This is a genomic window from Amycolatopsis ponsaeliensis, from assembly GCF_030182635.1.
Classification (GTDB): Bacteria; Actinomycetota; Actinomycetes; order Mycobacteriales; family Pseudonocardiaceae; genus Amycolatopsis; species Amycolatopsis ponsaeliensis.
In genome coordinates this window covers 66,446-82,250 of the sequence record NZ_JAPZLD010000040.1, presented here as the reverse complement: position 1 = coordinate 82,250, position 15,805 = coordinate 66,446, and the positions used below count along the sequence as shown (strand labels likewise).

Below are 15,805 nucleotides of genomic sequence, written 5' to 3'. Positions count from 1 at the left end.
ACCTTCCGCCGTCGCGTTCCCCAGCGCTACGGGGCTAGGAAGCTGCCGCGGCTGGCTAGCCGTCGGTCTGGATCGTGAACGTGCGGGCCGCGGTGACGCAGGTTTCGACCAGCTCGTCCGCGCTGTCCGCGCCGAGCACCAGGTACATGTACCAGTCGGATGGCCCGACCTGGCGGACCCGGTCACCGACCTGACGCTGCCGGTGCCAGCTCAGCACGTCCGGATGCCGCCGCAGTTCTTCGTCGGCCGGCATCGCGGTGATCACGCCGGGCGCGGCCGGCCGGATGCCGATCCCGCCGAGGTACGGCCGAGCCTTGCGCAACGGCGGCAGCGCGCCGGTCATTGCCGCCGATACGACCAGCGACCAGGTGGGGTGACCGTGGTACGCGCCGAGCATGTGCTGCATCCAGGCACCGCCCGGCCGCGTCGCGACCTCGGAGAAAACCAGTTCCCCGTCCGGGCGCTCGAACACCTCGAGGTGAGTCGGGCCGGAGTCGATGCCGAGCGCCCCGTTCAGCCGGGCGTGCATGTCACGCAACCGCTCGTAAAGGTCCGGGTGTTCCTCGGGCAGCAGCACGGTTGACCCGTCGAGACCGTTTTCCAGCACGGTCATCCGCGGCCGCAGGTACTTGTGGACCGCGAACGTCAGCGCCTTGTCCCCCGACCAGATCGCGTCGACGCACAGTTCTTCGCCCTCGACGTACTCCTCGACGATCAGGTGGCGCGACCGCTGCGTCGAATCGAACGTCAGCCCGGTGGCGATCGAGCCGAGATCCGCGCCGTCACGGACCTTTTCCGTCGTGGTCGACCCGTATCCCGCCGCGGGCTTCACGATCAGCGGCGCGGACAGCTCACCGGCGATCCGCGCGACAGCCGGTTCCTCCGCTGCGTCGGCCAGGGACCGGAATCCCGTCGTCACCACGCCGGCGCCGCGTACGAGATGCTTCATCAACCTCTTGTCGCGGTGCGCGACGTGGTGCAGCGGATTGTCCGTTTTTCCGAGCAGTAGTTTCAGGTAACCGGCGCCGAACTGGCTCAGTTCCTGGTGGTTGAACACCTCGGTCACCACCCGGCCCGCTGACCGCAGGTCGACGGCGACCGCGGACAGTTCGGCGATCGAGTCGAAACTGCTGATGCGGTAGACTTTCGCGCACCGGTCGAGCAGTTCTGGCTCCATTGCGCGGTGCCGGGTGTCCACCCCGTCGAGCACCAGGCAGACTTCGGCGTGCTGGTCGAACAGCGCCCCCAGGGTCTCGGGCTGGTACTTGCAGACGACGGCGGTTTCCGCGCCGTCACCCGGATTCGCGGTCATCAGCCGCCTCCTCTGTTCCGTGGTCCGCCCGGCCGGGATGTCCGGTCACCATGGTGACCGGACACAGGCGAGCGCCACACCGTATTTGCCCGACATTGAAATCTGCGGAAATATCAGCACAGGAGAAAGGACAGCAGTCCGATGAGCATCGGACGGCCGGCCAGAGTCTGGTGTGGACGGTGCGGGTCACCCGCCCCGGAGCACCTCGGGGGTCACCGGTGGGTAGGCCAGCGCCGCGGCGTTGTGGTGGTCGAGCAGTATCTGGGCCGTTTCGTTCACCTCCTGGAACCGGGTCGCGGGGTCGGCGTTGCGCAGCAGCACGTCCTCCATCGCGTACGTGACCAACGTGTTGATGCCGTGGAGGTTGCCGATCCGTGGCCCGGCTGACGTCGGGCTCACCTCCGCCGAATTGACCTGGTGCGACGCAGTGAGGAAGCCGGGGAACGGCTCTTTCCACGCCGGCGACAGGGACAGCTCGCGGGCTTGGCGAGTGATCGGCAGCGTGCGCTCGGCCATGCGAGCCGCCGCGAGCGCCGGATTCAGCTGGTACTGCAGGAACGCGAGCGCGCCGTCCTCCTTCTCCTTCGGCAGGCCGCCGGCCATGAAGAACGACTGGCCGGCGATGGGGCCGCCTGGGGAGCGGCGCGCGTCGCTGCGCGGCAGCCCGCCCACCAGGAGCTCGATCCCGGCGTTGGCGGCCATGTCCACCATCGTGATGCCGACTGCGGACGACGAGATCACGAACGCGATTTCTCCCCGCTCGAACGCGGCCATGGGGGAGAAGTAGTCACGAGGCTGGCCGGTGTAGAGGTAGTGGCCGCTCTCGTGCATGGCCTTCCAGTACCGCACGTAGTTCAGCATCTCGGGCGAGTCGAGGTGCAACTTCGTGGTCCGGCCCGTGCGGCCGTTGCCGGCGTTGCCGAAGAGCCCGCCCTGCCCGGCGATCTCCTGGTGGAACAACCAGCCGTAGATCGGCCAGGAGACGCGGTGGGCGGGGGCGCCTGGCAGTGCGGCGATCGCGTCGCACGCCTCCGCCAGCTCCTCCCACGTCGTCGGCATCCGGGCGATGCCGGCGCGGTCGAGCATGCCTTTGTTGGCGTACAACATGTTCGTCGTGACGACCGTCGGCATCGAGAAGAGCTCACCGGCTTGGCTGTAGTAGTTGCGCACGACGGGCAGCAGGTCGTCGACGACCACCGGCTCCCCCAGGATCTTCGTGCGGTCACCGATCGCGGCCTGGACCGACGCGAACAGCGGCGCACCGGTGCGCGTGCGCGTGTCGTGCGCCGTCTGCGTCGACGAGTAGATGTACTCCGCCAAGTCGGGAGGGTTGCCCGCGGCGGCCGCGGCGCCCACTTCCTCCGGCATCGCGCGGAAGTCGATCTGGCGGACCCGCACTTCGTATTCCGGGTGGGCCTGGTTGAACCACTTCGCCGCTTCGATCACCGGGTCGTTGATACCCGGCAGCGTGCGTTTCCCGTCTGCGAACCTGGGGCTGTCCGCGAGCCACGCCTCGATCACGATCGGCTCGATTGAGTCTGACACGGCATCCTCCGCTGTTGTCGATTCCGTCGATTCGAAAGTCACGTTCGCCACGCCTGTTCCGGGACCTCGGCGATCACCCGGACCAGATCGACGAATTCGCCGATCCAGCGGTCGACAGTGGCGGCGTCGATCAGCCCCGGCTCGTATTCGACGATTCCGCGCACTTCGCCCGTCGGGAGCAGGGTAAAACCCCACGGGCAGACGCCGCGGTGATTCCGGCTGGGCATGCCCGGCGGCATCGCCACCGGGGTGACGCCGTCCGCGAACTGGATTTCGGACGCCGTCGCGCGGGGCCGGGCGTAGTTGAAGACGACCGGGACGGACCACGGATCGCCGTAGGGCTTGAGCACGTCGGGATTTGCTTCGAGGATCAGCCGGAACGGAATGAGGTTCCGCTGGGCTTCGAGCGTTGCTTTCCGGGCGAGGCGCATGATGTCCCGGTAGGTGTGGCCGTCGTCGAGGTTCAGCCGGATGGGCACCGGGTTGGAGATGAACCCGACGGTGTTGTGGAAGCCCTTCACAGCGCGCCCGTTGTTCACGGTCAGGAGGGTGACATCGGCCGAACCGCGGACCCGTTCGTCGAAGACCGCGGCCGCGGTCAGGAACAGGTGGTAGGGCGTGCACCGGTAGCGCGCCGCGCTCTCCGTGATCTTCGCGAGGAAGCCCAGGTCGATCGTGAAGTTCCGGACCGCGCTGGACGCGGTCAGGGCGTCGGGGCCGTTCGGGCGGTCCGTGGGCAGGGTCTGCAGTCCGGCACCGGAAAGCTTGCCGGTCCAGTAGCGGACCGCCGCCGCGGCCTGCTCGCCCTGGCTGAAATTCCGCTGCCGGACGGCGTATTCGCGGTACGGCGTGGCCGCCGGCAGTGCGTGCGGCGTCCCGCTCACCCGGGCGGTGTAGAAGGCCGCGAGGTCGCGGCGAAGCAGGCTGGAGGACCAGTTGTCCCCGAAGAGGTGATGGCTGAGCAGCGTCAAGACAGCGTCGCGCCCGTCGAAGCGGTGGAGCGCGGCGCGCAACGAAGGAGTTTCCGAAAAGAGGATGTCCTCGTCGCTCACCAAGCGGTACAGCTCGATGGCCCGGTCGTCGCGAGCCAGGCCAGGAGCCAGCGGGTCGTCGCGCACGGTGAACACCACCGGACGCGGCGGCACCACTTCCTGGTACCCGGCGGGACCGTCGGGCTCGCCGTGGGTGAGCCTGGTCCGGAGGGCTTCGTGGCGGTCCACCAGATCCGCGAGTGCGCCTTCGAGGGCGTCGATCCGCACCTCTCCACGGACCCGCAAGACGGTGACGACGGTGTTGTTCGGTGCCAGATCTTCCGGCCCGCCCTCCTGCTGGAAACTCAGCGGATAGCGCTGGTTCTGTGAATTGCGTATTACGGTGTAGTCGGCGTCCGGAATTTCGAATGGATTGGTCATCCTTGATCTCCTCGCGGTGGTCCGACACGCGTTTCGTTTACAGCACGGTCAGAGGGTCACGCCGCGATGGCGTCGTCCCCGGGCGTCTCGGCCACAACGGCCTCCTCCCGGGGGCGGGTGCGCTCGCCCCAGGCCGCGATGGCCGGGCTGACCAGTCCGATCACCAAGAAGAACACGCCGATTCCGATCCAGCCGACGATGCCTTGCGAGAGGACGAAACCGACCAGCACCAGGGGTGCCACCGTCATGCAGATCGTGGTGACCGTGGTCAGCAGGCCGTCGTACTGACCCTGGGCCCACGCCGGGGGCAGCGCGAATTCGAGCGCGAACCTCCCGGAGAACAGCCAGATTTCGGCGAAGGTGAGCGCCACCGCACCGCCGAGCACGAGGGCCGCCGCGGCCCACCCGGGCATGTCCCGCATCAAGGCGAAGGCCACGAGACCCAGCACCACCATGACCGCGGCGCGCCGCATGGCCCGCCCGCCCTGGCCGGCGGTCTTGATGTTCTTGCTGAGGTGCATCTGGAGCAGCACGGCCAGCGCGGTGTTGACGACGTAGACCGCGGTGACGGTCCAGCGCGGCGCCGAGGTGTGGGCCACGATCCAGACCGGGATCAGCATGTCCAGCACGAAACCGGAAATCCCGAGGGTACCCGAGGCGAGCGCGTACGCGACGAACGGTTTGTCCCGCAACGCCAGCCACCGGTCGATCCGCACCTCGTCGGTGCTCTCCGGTCGGGGCAGCGGCTTGTAGTCGGGGATCCGCAGCGTCAGGGCCAGCACGACGAGGTAGGCGGCCGAGACGGACAGGAACATCACGTGGTAAGCGGTCGTCGTACCGATCTGGATGCCGATGCCGGCGCCGAGCGCCCCGATCGTGATGCCCATGTTGCGGAAGGTGCGGGTCTGGGCCCGGAACCCGACCGTGTCGTCCCCGCCGATCCGGCGCATCAGCGCTCCGACGGAGGCGAAGTAGGAGAACGCGAAGATGTTCATCCCGGCCACGACCACCATCAGCGACCAGAAACCCTGGACGAACACGTAGCTGCCCATGCCGACCAGCTGCCCGGACAGCCCGAACAACACGATCCGGCGCGGCCCGAGCCGGTCGGCCAGGTTACCGGCGAACAGGGTGAGCGGAATGCCCACGATGCCGCCGATCGTGATCGCGAGCCCGGCCTGCGTGTACGGAATCCCCACGATCTGGGTGCAGTACAGCATGTAGATCGGGATGAACACGCCATTGGCGATGGTGGCGATGAAGTAGCTCAGGACGTACGCGCGCTGATTTCCCTTTGGCGGAATATGTGACTTGATGTAATCCGTTGCACTGAATTTCACGACGAACTCGCTTTCCTTCGGAACTTGTGGCCGACGCGGGCCGGTGGTGGCACGGGCGCCGTATCCTGGGGTGCGCGATTTCAGAATGCCGCGGTCGTCATACGGACGTGGATTTCCCGGTCCGGGTCCGAAAACGGCCGGCGCCCGTGCATCATGCGCGAGTTGTCCACCATGACGACGTCACCCTGCTGCCAGTCGACCAGGGTCACCAGCTCTTCGCAGGTGTCCAGGATGGACAGTCGATCAGCCGCACGCACGGGCGTCCCATCGGCGAAGGTGACGCCGCTCGACTCGTTCGGGATGATGCTGTTCGCGAAGGCGGGCACCCCGTGGTACCGGCTGAGCGGGGCCGCCGGGACCTGATAGGTGATGTCGATCTTGCCGTTGTCGCGAGCCGTGTACGACACACCGGGCAACGCGGCGAGAAGCTCAAGCGTCTCGTCCCGGTCCGCCGCCACTCCGGTGAAGAGCGGCCACAGCTCCGGTCCGGACTCGTCGAACGAGTACACAAGGTCGTGCGACGCGCATTTCTCACGCAGCCGCTCGGGCAGCTTCAGCCACACATCGGCGCCGTCGAACAAGGTGGTCTCGCCCCCTTCGGCCGGTGGCCGCGCGCAGTAGAACCACAGCAGATCGGGTCGTATCGGGCTGTACCCCATCTCGGCGTGCGGGCCGACGTGCTGCTTGCCGAGGTCGACCGTGCTGGTGGCTTCGTCGGCCGCAACCTCCCGCCGGTTCTGCCCGGCATGCACGCGGCCGAGCGTCGCGGTCGAGAACCGGCCGGTGAACGCGGCGAACTCGCCGGGCTCGGTGCCGAAGCCGCGGAAGACCAGCGCGCCGGCCTCCCGGAACGCCTCGATCACCGGTTCGGCGGGGAGATCGTGCAGGCGCGTCCCGCCGGTGGTCGCGTGCACCACGAGGCTGGCGCGATCCAGGACGTACGGACACTTCGACATGGGATGCTCCAAACATCGACGCCGGAGGGATTCGTTGGCACAACAGGAACTACGCCGCGGCGCGGGCGGCGCAGGGCAGGCGGACGGGCAACGAGCGGCCCCGTTCGTGATGAAAAGTGTTGCTGGGCAAAGAGTCTCGACGCCGACGGCGAGCAGGCTTGCCGGCGGGGCCTGCAGCGCAGCACCTCCTCGCGGCCGTGATCCGGCCGTCTTCGGACATCCCGATGAGCTCGGCGACGAACATGCCGGGCCCGACGTCGTGGCTGGTCACGGCCCAGGCCACGACTCCGCCCGGTAGCTTCACCCGGGTGGCGTGGCCCAGGCGGTCGGCTACGGGGTATGGGTCCGGGTGGGACGCCGTCAGCCGGTCACGTCTTCGAGGCGCTGCACCAGAACATCTGCCAGCGCGCCGAACGAAGGCGCGTCGAAGACGTCCTCGGACGTGCATTCGATGCCGAGGTCCTCTTCGAGCGCGGCCGCGAGTTGCAATGACGCGATGGAGTCGAAGCCGACCGTCATCGGGTCCGCGTCCACCGTCACGTCCTGGCCGATCACGGCACGCGCCTTGACCAGGACCGCGGTGGAAACGCGTTCTTTGAGCTCAACCATGGTTTCGTCGTCCCTCCGTTGCGCAAGACGCGTCCAAGAGCGAAAGTGCGAGTTCGTGAGATGGCCCGACGCTGGGCAACCGGTGATCGATTTTGTCGTTCGGGTGCATCCTGCTCGCGATCACCGGCCCCCACGTCTTGATTCATGCGCTGTCGGCCCCGTCCGCGTGCCACCGAGCATGATCAGAGAAAGCGCGGTCTCGGAATGTCCGGTCGCCGTCATCGCGGGCTCGGCCTAGGACGGCGGGAGCAGGATACGTTGCAGGACAAGGATCCCGGTGCGCTCGCGGCCATCTGCCGCGAAGTGCTACCTCGGCTGGGATCTTCGGTGCTCATCGCGGGTGGGCAGTCTGCTCGTGGACCGTACCGTCGCGACCGTCCGGGCGCGTTCGATGATTTCGAAGCGATGTCCGGCAACACTGGAGACATCCGGTGATCGTCACCCCGAGATAATCGGCGGATCAGGCCACGCGCAACGGCGCGCATCGACCACGCGGAAAGGCCGGTAAATCATGCGCACTTCGACCACTGTGGACTTCCGGGTACTGAATCCGGCGCCGGAGGTCACGCCGTGACGCACGTCGGGGACTGCCCAGTCGTTGAGCGCGTCGGCTGGATCGCGCTCCGGTATCCGGATCGCGTCGCCGTCGTCGGCTCGGACAAAGTGCTGCGCTACGGCGAACTATGGGACCGGGTGAACGCGTGGCGAAAGCGCTGTCTCTCACTCGGGTTGCCGCCCGGCAGCCTGGTGGCGGTGCAGTCCGGCGACGGCTGCGGATTGCCGGCGGCATTCCTGGGCGCTCGTGCGGCCGGCCTGGTCCCGTTGTTGCTCGACTCGGGGCTGCCGCGGGGCCGGACCGCGGCGGTCCAGGCGGCGGCCCGGCCGGCAGCGGTGCTCGTGGCGGACACGGAAGCGATCGAGCTGACGGGGGAGCCCGACCCGCCGGTCCTGCCGCCGGAAGCCGGCTATGTCGTGTTTTCGTCCGGCACACAGGGCGTTCCCAAGGGCATCGTCGGCCAAGCCGCCGGCCTGCTGGCCTTCGTGGACTGGGAAATCGGCGAACTGGACGTGCACCCCGGCACCCGCGTCGCGATGCTGACGTCGCCCGCGTTCGACGTTGTGTACCGCGATCTGCTGCTCGCCCTGTGTTCCGGCGGCGAACTGCACGTCGCGGACCGGCATGTCCGGTTCGCCCCGTCCGCGGTACTGGCCTGGCTCGCCGAACGGGAAATCGAGGTGCTGCACGCCGTGCCGAGCCTGAGCGCGCGCTGGCTCGAGGCGGCCGGGCAGGTCGTGAATTCGGTGCGGCACACGCTGTTCGCGGGCGAGCCGCTGTACGGACGGCACGTGCGGCGCTGGCGCCAGGCCGTCCCGGACACCCGGGTGGTGAACCTGTACGGCCCGGCCGAAACCACGCTGGCCCGGTTCTACCACCACGTCCCGGACGACTGCGGCGACGGGCTGCAGCCCGTCGGCAGGCCGCTGCCCGGCGGCGCTGTCGACCTCGTCCCGGTGGGACCGGCCGGCACTCACGGCGACGTCCGGCGGGTGGAGATCGCGACCCCGGACGGATCGCTCGGTTACCTGCCCGGCACCTGCTCTCCCGACGATCTGGCCCGGTTGCGCCGCGAGGACGGCGTCACCCGGTTCCAGACCCAGGATCGCGGCCTGCTGACCGCCGACGGCGACCTGGTGGTCGCCGGCCGGCTGGACTCGAATGTCAAGCGCCGCGGGATCTTCGTGGACATCATGCGCGTCGAGGCGGTCGCGGCGGAGCTGCCGGAAGTCCGGGCGGCCTGCTGCGTCCAGCTCGAGTCGAGCAGCGAGATCGTGCTGGCCGTGCTGGGTCCCGACCAGGTCACCGCAGCGGGGTTGCGCCACCGGCTTCGGGTCCTGCTCGGCGCGGAGGTCCCCGATCGCGTGGTGGCGGTGGCGTCGCTGCCGCTGTTACCCGGCGGGAAGGCCGATCGGCGTGGCGTGCGGGAGCTGCTGAACCTCGAAGACGCCGCTTGACGCCCATCCGGTCGCCATGCTGGCTGCACGCGTCGCTCAAGTCCCCCGGATTCGGCCCTGGTCCCGTTCGGCTAGTTCGGCAGGATGGGCTCGAACCGTTCGTTGACGAATCCGTAGCAAGGGTTCTGCACGAAACGGCGGTAGTTGCTGGTGGTGATGCCGTCCACCGACAGGCACAGGCCGCTGTTGACGTTCTGGAACTGCGCGTTCCCGTTGTTGTAGTCCCAGATCATCCGCCACTGCTGGTTCGTGCCGACCAGGCAGCTGTACTGGATGATCGGGTTCCCCTGATCCATTCCGTACGCGTAGTCGTCCACGCACCTGCCGGTGGCGACGTTCTGCAGCCAGAAAACGCTGGGGTCGTCGGTGGCCTGCCCCATCCGCCATCTCTGGTTGTTCCGGTACTCGCAGGTGAACTGGTCCACCAGCGCGAAGTCGTCGAAGTGTCCCCGGTCGACCTGCATGCACCTGAGGCCGCTGGGAGCGCTGCTGCTGACGACCTGCCATGCCAGCACGTCACCGCTCACCGGCGGCATGATGGTCCGGTCGGCGTAGGCGGGGGCGGCGCCCGTCAGCGCCACGACGGCGATCACGAGCGGAACCAGGATCGCGCGGGGCAAATGCAGCATGGGTCTCCTCGAAGAGCACGAATGCGGGCCGGTAACGCGGGGAACACTAGGGATCACCACCTCGGGACTCCAGGAGGAACCGGCGGAAAAGCCGGCGGAAACTCAACGGCCGCCGAGGTGGTCGCGGATGCGGGCCTGGTCCGGAAGGCCGATCGGGAACGTCAGTGCCTCGCGCAGCAGGGCGACGCTGTCCGGGTCGCCGTTGGCGGCGGCGGTCTCGCCGAGCGCGAGCAGCGCGAGCCCGGTCGCCTGAGCGTGCTCGGCTCGGCGAGCCAGGTCCAGCGCTCGCTTGCCGGTCGCCGTGGCGTCGTCCCAGCGGGCCAGTCCGGCGTGGGACTGGGCCAGCAGCGCCAGCGCGAAAGCCTCGGAGCCGGGTTCGCCGAGGGCGACGAACGTCGCTGCGGCCTCGGTCAGCAGGACGGCCGCACCGGCGTGGTCGCCGGTGTCGTTCCGCACGGCGCCGAGGTTGAGCTGCGCCACCGCGACGCCGCGCCGGTCGCCGAGCTCGTGCTTTCGGCGCAACGCGGCAGCGTGGTACTCGATCGCTTCCGCGTACGCGCCGCGGTCGTGCGCGAGCGCGCCCAGGTTGTTCAGCGCGATCGTCTCGCGGCGCGTGTCGCCGGTGGTCCGGGCCCGAGCCAGGACGTCGGTGTACGCGGCCGCGGCGTCGGCGTACCGGCCGGCGAACTTGTGGGCGTTGCCGATCAAGGTCAGAGTCGCCGCCCGGCCGTCCGGATCGGCGCCGAAGGCCTCGGCGGCGGACGCCGCCAGCGCCAGCGCCGCCTCCGGGTCGCCGCTCTGGTTGGCGGCGACCGCGGCGCCGTGCCAGGCCCACGCCCGGGCCTGCTCGGTGGGCGCGGCGGCGGCCGCCCCGGCCAGCATCCGGCGTCCCTCGGCGAACCGGCCCCGGGCGACGTAATGGCCGGTCAGCGCGCGCACGGTCGCCACGTGCAGCAGGGTGGGCGCGGCGTCGACGGCGTGCTGGATGGCGGCGCGGACGTTGTCCTGCTCGTCGCCCAGCCGCGGATCGCCGTCGCGGACCAGGCGGAAGAAGTGTTCCGCGTGCTCGTCCCGATCGCCGGCGCTGGTGAGCTGGTCCTCCACGACTTCCCGGATGGTGTCCAGCATGCCGATCCGGGGGTGCCCGGCCCGGTCCGTGACGGTGACCAGGCTGTGCGCGGCCAGCGTCGCCGGCGAATGCGGCCGGCCACCGGACACGGCCTCGACGTCGACCGGGTCGGCGCCACCGGCGAACGCGCCCAGCAGGCCGAACAGCCGCCGGTCGGGATCGGTGAGCCCGCGGGTGCTCCACTCGACCGTGCGGCGCAGGCTCAGGTGCCGGTCGGCCAGATCCACCGTGTCGCCGTGCAGGTCACGGACCTGGGCGAGGACCTGCGACGGCGCCTGGGTGCGCAGTCGTGCCGCGGCCAGCTCCAGAGCCAGCGGCAGACCGTCCAGCCGGCGGCACAGCGCGGCGACCGCGGCGGCGTTGTCCCCGGTGAGCGCGAATCCCGGCCGGACCGCGGCGGTGCGCTCGACCAGGAGCTCGACTGCCGCATTGCCGGCCATGGCCGGCGGGTCGTCACTGTCCGGAGTGGACAGTGGGGTCAGTGGCCACAGATGCTCGCCGCGGAGCCGCAGCGGCGCCCGGCTGGTCACCAGCACGGTCAGCCGTGGGCACCCGGCGAGCAGCGCGGCGACGGTGGTGGCCGCCGGGGCGACGTGTTCGAAGCTGTCGAGCACCAGCAACCATCGCCCGTCGCCGATCGCCGTGGCCGGATCGGGCGTGCGCAAGGATTCCGCCAGCGCCTGCGGGACGTCGTCGGCCTCCCGCAGCGCACTCAAGTCGAGGCCGTGCACGGCCTCGAACCGGCTCGCCGCCTGCCAGCCGGCCTCCAGCGCCAGGCGCGACTTGCCGACCCCGCCGGTGCCGGTGATCGTGACCAGCCGCACCGCGGGATTCCGAACCAGCCGAAGCACCGCGGCGAGGTCGTCGGCCCGGCCGACGATCGAGGTGACCGGCGCCGGCAGCGCCGGGCGTACAGTCCGCCGTGGACGCGTGTCCGGTGGTGGCGCGGTGCGGGCGCTGCGCGCGAACCCCTTCTGCTCTTCCGGCGTCAGGTCTAGCGCGCCGGCGAGTGCACGCAGCGTCTCGCGGTGCGGGCGCCGCGTAGCGCCGCGCTCGATCTCCCCGATGGCGCGAACGCTGATCCCGCTCTGCTCCGCCAGCTGCTCCTGCGACAGGCCGCGGCTGCTCCGCAGTCCTGCCAACACCTCGGACAGCGTCTGCCCCGATTGCACCGCGCCATAGTAGAGATGCCGCGCGACGGATCAAGCAAAGGCTCGGCTCGGCAAGGCTTCGAGCCGGTCGCCGGTCGGTCCGGCGGCCCGGGCCGGCGTCGCCACAGCCACGGTTCTACGGCGCGGCCAAGGGACTCGACCCGCTGGAGAGAAGGTCGCGCGCTGAGGGGCACCTGACGTCAGTAACCACCCTGGCACCCATGGTGACAACACTGGCGACGGCAACCCGCTGACCAGCAAGGGAATCACGATCCTCGCCCTGCCTGTTCCGAGTGCCTCCTGGTAGGGAAAACTCCACCCCGCACGGTGGGGTCGTCTCCAGGACCGGTTGGGGTGCCACCTTGATCGTGTGCGGCACTACAGCCTGCCAGGCTGGTGGCGTGGCCCAGATGACTGACTTTCAACCCTGCCCCGGGGAGAGTGGCATGCCGGTGCCTCGGTTGCGGCGCGTATCGGAGGGTTCCGGATGAACGTCATCGGGATCGCGTTTGCCATGGCAGGCGCCGTGTTCGCCGCGCTGGCCGCGCACATGCAGCACCGGGCGGTGCACACGACGCTACGGGACGCTGACGCTGGGCCGACGCTGCGACTTCGTTCGTTCGGCCGGTTGCTGTGCCAGTCAGGCTGGCTGCTCGGCCTGCTCGTGATGATCGTCGGCGGGACCCTGCACGCAGTGGCGCTCGGCCTCGCGCCGGTCATCGTGGTGCAGCCGGTCGGCGTGCTCGCGGTCGGTGTGACCGCGCTGTTCGCGGCCAGGGCCGGCGGGCCGAAGCTCACCGGACGCGGCTGGCTGGCGATCGGCGCCATCGCGGCAGGTGTGGCCGGTTTCGTGGGGATCGCGGCGAACAACACCACACCGACCGAGGTGAGCGGTTCGGCCGGCCTCCAAGCCGCCAAACTCGTCGCCGCCGGCGTGGTCGGCATGTCCCTGCTCGCCATGATGACAAAGGGACGGGCGCGCGGCCTCGCGTTCGCCACCGCCGCGGCCACGGCCTACGGGCTGGTATCGGTGCTGACCAGGTCGGCGCTGCAGCAGGCTCAGCACGGCGGTCCGCCTTCCACGCTGATCGTTTCCGCGATCGCCATCACGCTTGCGCTGCTCCTCGGCGCCTGGCTGGTGCAGCAGGCCTATGCCAGCGCGCCACCACACACGGTGATGGCGTGCATCACCGTGGTGGACCCGATCGTCGCCGTGGCGATCGGGGTCGGGCTGCTCGGCGAAGCGAGCTCGATCAGCGGATGGGTCGCCGCGTCCGGGCTGCTCTGCGCGCTCCTCGCCATCGGTGGCGTACTGGCACTGGCCCGGTTCACCGATCATCGCGGCGAGAACGTACAGCCGCTCCCGGTCCCGGAGTCGACCAAGCGGCCGGTGCCGGAACCCGTTCGCGCAGGGTGACCCCAGGGTGCCGACGGCACCGGGTTTCATCGGAGAGCTCGGATGACACGGCGGGGCGCGAAGCAGAAGTACGTCGAGGCCGACTGGGTGGCCGTTCCGCTTGTGGGTGGCGGCTACGCGCTCGGGGTGGGACCGGGACGCGTGGCGGATGCCGGCGTTCGTCCACCGGGACAGCCTGGTCGGACTGTTCAGCCTGGTGGAATACCCGGGCGATGACCCGGGTGAGCGGCCCAGCCGCCGCAGGATCACCGAAGAGGAAGCGCGTGGCCTGCCCGAGTCGGGAAGTGCCGGATCGGGGTTTGTCGAGCAACGCCTGACGAAGCTCCTGTCCTGATGCTGGCCGAAGTGTGTGTACGAAGGCTTGCAGGACCGACCGATCAAGCCCGGCGGCGCTGCAGGAGGCGGTAGGACGCCTCCGTGCGGCGGCGCGCGCGGCTCAACGGCGGAGGATGCCCAGGGCCACGGCAGTGGCGACAGCCGCCGTGCGTGAGTCGACGGCGAGCTTCGTGTAGATGCGGGCCAAATGGGACTTGACGGTGCCTTCGGTGAGGTGGAGGCGGGCGGCGACGGCCTGGTTGGACAGGCCGTCGGCGACCAGGGCGAGGACCTCGGTCTCGCGTGGGGTCAACGCGGTGCCGGGGACGCGCAGCCGGGTCATCAGCCGCTCGGCCACCGACGAGGCCAAGGCGGTGCGTCCCGCGGCCGCCGTGCGGACGGCGGCGGCCAGCTCGTCCGGCGGGGCGTCCTTGAGGAGGTAGCCGGTGGCGCCGGCTTCGATGGCGGGCAGCGTGTCGGCGTCGGAGTCGTAGGTGGTGACGACCACGACCCGCGGCGCGCCCGGCCGGGCGGTGATCGCCGCGGTGGCCTCGGCGCCGCCCATGCCCGTGCCGAACTGCAGGTCCATCAGCACGACGTCGATGTCGCCCGCGGCGGCGCGGGCGACCGCGGCTTCGGCGGTGGCGGCTTCGGCCACCACGACCATGCCGGGCTCGGTCTCCAGCACGGCACGCAGCCCGGCCCGGACGACGGGGTGGTCGTCGGCCAGCAGGAGCCGGATGGGCGTGTCGGTCACCGGGGCGCCTCGGAATCGGTATCGGCGGGCAGGGGGACGGGGAGCCGGGCGACGACGGTGGTGCCGTGGCCGGGAACGGATTCGACGGTGAACCCGCCGCCGAGCACGTCCATCCGGGCACGCATCGCCGCCAAGCCGAAGCCGCCGCTTTCGGGAGCGTCATCGGGGTCGAAACCCGTGCCGTCGTCGGCGACTTCGAGGGTGACGTCGTCGCGGCCGTAGCCGAGGGTGACGTCGACGGAGCCGGCGCGCGCGTGCTGGACGGTGTTCGCGAGCGCGGACTGGGCCACCCGCAACAGAGCGACTTCGTGCGCGGTCGGCAGGGGGACCGCGACGCCGCCGAGGTGGCAGCGCGCCGTGATCGGGTGTCGCGTGGAAGTGGTGGCGCACAGGCGTTTCAGCGCGCCGCCGAGGGTCGTGCCGTCCAGCGCGGGCGGGACGAGCGCGGCGACGAACCGGCGTGCTTCGGCGAGGTTGTCCACAGTGGCCTGGCGAGCCTGGACGACGTACCGGGCGGCGTTCTCCGGGGTGCCGGGCAGGGCCCGTTCGGCGGCGCGCAGCAGCAGCTGGATGCTGGAGAGCCCCTGGGCCAGGGTGTCGTGGATCTCGCGGGCCAGCCGCTCCCGCTCGGCCAGTACGCCGGCCGCGTGCTGCACCTCGGCGAGGTCGGCGCGGGTCGCCGTGAGCTCGGCGATCAGTTCGCGACGTCGATCGCTCTCGCGGTACAGGGCCTGGTACCCCCGGACGACGGCCACGGCCACCGCGGCGCCGAGGGCCGGGCCGATCACCGCGGCCGGGGCGAAGCCGCCCTGGTGGACGGCGAACGCGGCGATCGCCGCCACCGCGGTGGCGGTCACGGCGACGAGTCCCGCGGCGCGGGGGAGCAGGTGGAGCTGGAGGAAGTACAGGGGAAAGGCGACCCACACCCCGTCGGCGGAGAAGACCAGCAGCACCAGCCAGGCGACGCCGACCGCGGCCAGCCACCCGGCCGCCGCCCAGCGGGAGTGGCGGATCACCGGCAGCAGCGGGCCGATCGCGTACACCAGAGCGCACGCCGAAGCGGCGGCGACGGTCGCCCCCGCGGAGGCCTGGTCTCCCGTCACCGCCCGGACGGCGGCCAGCGCGAGCAGGCCGACGATCAGCAGGTGCAGGCACCAGGCGAGGGCCTGGGTCGTCGGGGTCGGCGGCGGAGTGGTCGTGTGCACGGTCTGCCCAGCCTA

13 protein-coding genes are annotated in these 15,805 nt (G+C 70.2%); 3 read left to right on the top strand and 10 right to left on the bottom strand.

What is annotated here, in order from left to right; all coding sequences use genetic code 11:
• Window positions 1–55: 55 nt before the first annotated feature.
• The 6 genes from QQ657_RS41970 to QQ657_RS41945 form a co-directional block, all read right to left on the bottom strand.
• Window positions 56–1,312, bottom strand: coding sequence for an ATP-grasp domain-containing protein (locus QQ657_RS41970; protein WP_284747934.1), 1,257 nt, complete (start codon window positions 1,310–1,312; stop codon window positions 56–58).
• 186 nt (window positions 1,313–1,498) lie between these two features.
• The gene (locus QQ657_RS41965; RefSeq protein WP_284747933.1) at window positions 1,499–2,857 is read right to left on the bottom strand and encodes an extracellular solute-binding protein; all 1,359 of its coding nucleotides are present in this window, start codon (window positions 2,855–2,857) and stop codon (window positions 1,499–1,501) included.
• Between the two features lie 38 nt (window positions 2,858–2,895).
• Window positions 2,896–4,269 carry a condensation domain-containing protein gene (locus QQ657_RS41960; protein ID WP_284747932.1) on the bottom strand — a complete coding sequence of 458 codons (1,374 nt, stop codon included), beginning with the start codon at window positions 4,267–4,269 and terminating at the stop codon, window positions 2,896–2,898.
• Between the two features lie 56 nt (window positions 4,270–4,325).
• Window positions 4,326–5,609 carry an MFS transporter gene (locus QQ657_RS41955; RefSeq protein ID WP_284747931.1) on the bottom strand — a complete coding sequence of 428 codons (1,284 nt, stop codon included), beginning with the start codon at window positions 5,607–5,609 and terminating at the stop codon, window positions 4,326–4,328.
• 80 nt (window positions 5,610–5,689) lie between these two features.
• The gene (locus QQ657_RS41950) at window positions 5,690–6,565 is read right to left on the bottom strand and encodes a TauD/TfdA family dioxygenase (RefSeq protein WP_284747930.1); all 876 of its coding nucleotides are present in this window, start codon (window positions 6,563–6,565) and stop codon (window positions 5,690–5,692) included.
• A 360-nt stretch (window positions 6,566–6,925) separates the two neighbouring features.
• Window positions 6,926–7,174, bottom strand: a complete 249-nt coding sequence (locus QQ657_RS41945) for an acyl carrier protein (protein WP_284747929.1) — start codon at window positions 7,172–7,174, stop codon at window positions 6,926–6,928.
• 570 nt (window positions 7,175–7,744) lie between these two features.
• Here QQ657_RS41945 and QQ657_RS41940 point away from each other — a divergent pair.
• Window positions 7,745–9,187, top strand: a complete 1,443-nt coding sequence (locus QQ657_RS41940) for an AMP-binding protein (protein ID WP_284747928.1) — start codon at window positions 7,745–7,747, stop codon at window positions 9,185–9,187.
• Between the two features lie 71 nt (window positions 9,188–9,258).
• Here QQ657_RS41940 and QQ657_RS41935 read toward each other — a convergent pair whose 3' ends face one another.
• Window positions 9,259–9,816, bottom strand: a complete 558-nt coding sequence (locus QQ657_RS41935; protein WP_284747927.1) for an RICIN domain-containing protein — start codon at window positions 9,814–9,816, stop codon at window positions 9,259–9,261.
• 102 nt (window positions 9,817–9,918) lie between these two features.
• Complete coding sequence (locus tag QQ657_RS41930; protein WP_284747926.1) at window positions 9,919–12,117, bottom strand: ATP-binding protein; 2,199 nt, start codon at window positions 12,115–12,117, stop codon at window positions 9,919–9,921.
• Between the two features lie 466 nt (window positions 12,118–12,583).
• On the opposite strand from QQ657_RS41930, the gene QQ657_RS41925 reads away from it, so the two are divergent.
• Window positions 12,584–13,513, top strand: coding sequence for a DMT family transporter (locus tag QQ657_RS41925; protein WP_284747925.1), 930 nt, complete (start codon window positions 12,584–12,586; stop codon window positions 13,511–13,513).
• Window positions 13,514–13,661: 148 nt separating this feature from the next.
• Window positions 13,662–13,847: a hypothetical protein gene (locus tag QQ657_RS41920; RefSeq protein ID WP_284747924.1), complete on the top strand. Its 186-nt coding sequence runs from the start codon at window positions 13,662–13,664 to the stop codon at window positions 13,845–13,847.
• Between the two features lie 102 nt (window positions 13,848–13,949).
• Here QQ657_RS41920 and QQ657_RS41915 read toward each other — a convergent pair whose 3' ends face one another.
• Both QQ657_RS41915 and QQ657_RS41910 read right to left on the bottom strand, forming a co-directional pair.
• Entirely contained in the window at window positions 13,950–14,585 is a 636-nt protein-coding gene (locus QQ657_RS41915) for a response regulator (protein WP_284747923.1), read from the bottom strand.
• The gene (locus QQ657_RS41910; RefSeq protein ID WP_284747922.1) at window positions 14,582–15,790 is read right to left on the bottom strand and encodes a sensor histidine kinase; all 1,209 of its coding nucleotides are present in this window, start codon (window positions 15,788–15,790) and stop codon (window positions 14,582–14,584) included. Before QQ657_RS41910 ends, QQ657_RS41915 begins: the two co-directional genes overlap by 4 nt.
• Between the last annotated feature and the right edge of the window lie 15 nt (window positions 15,791–15,805).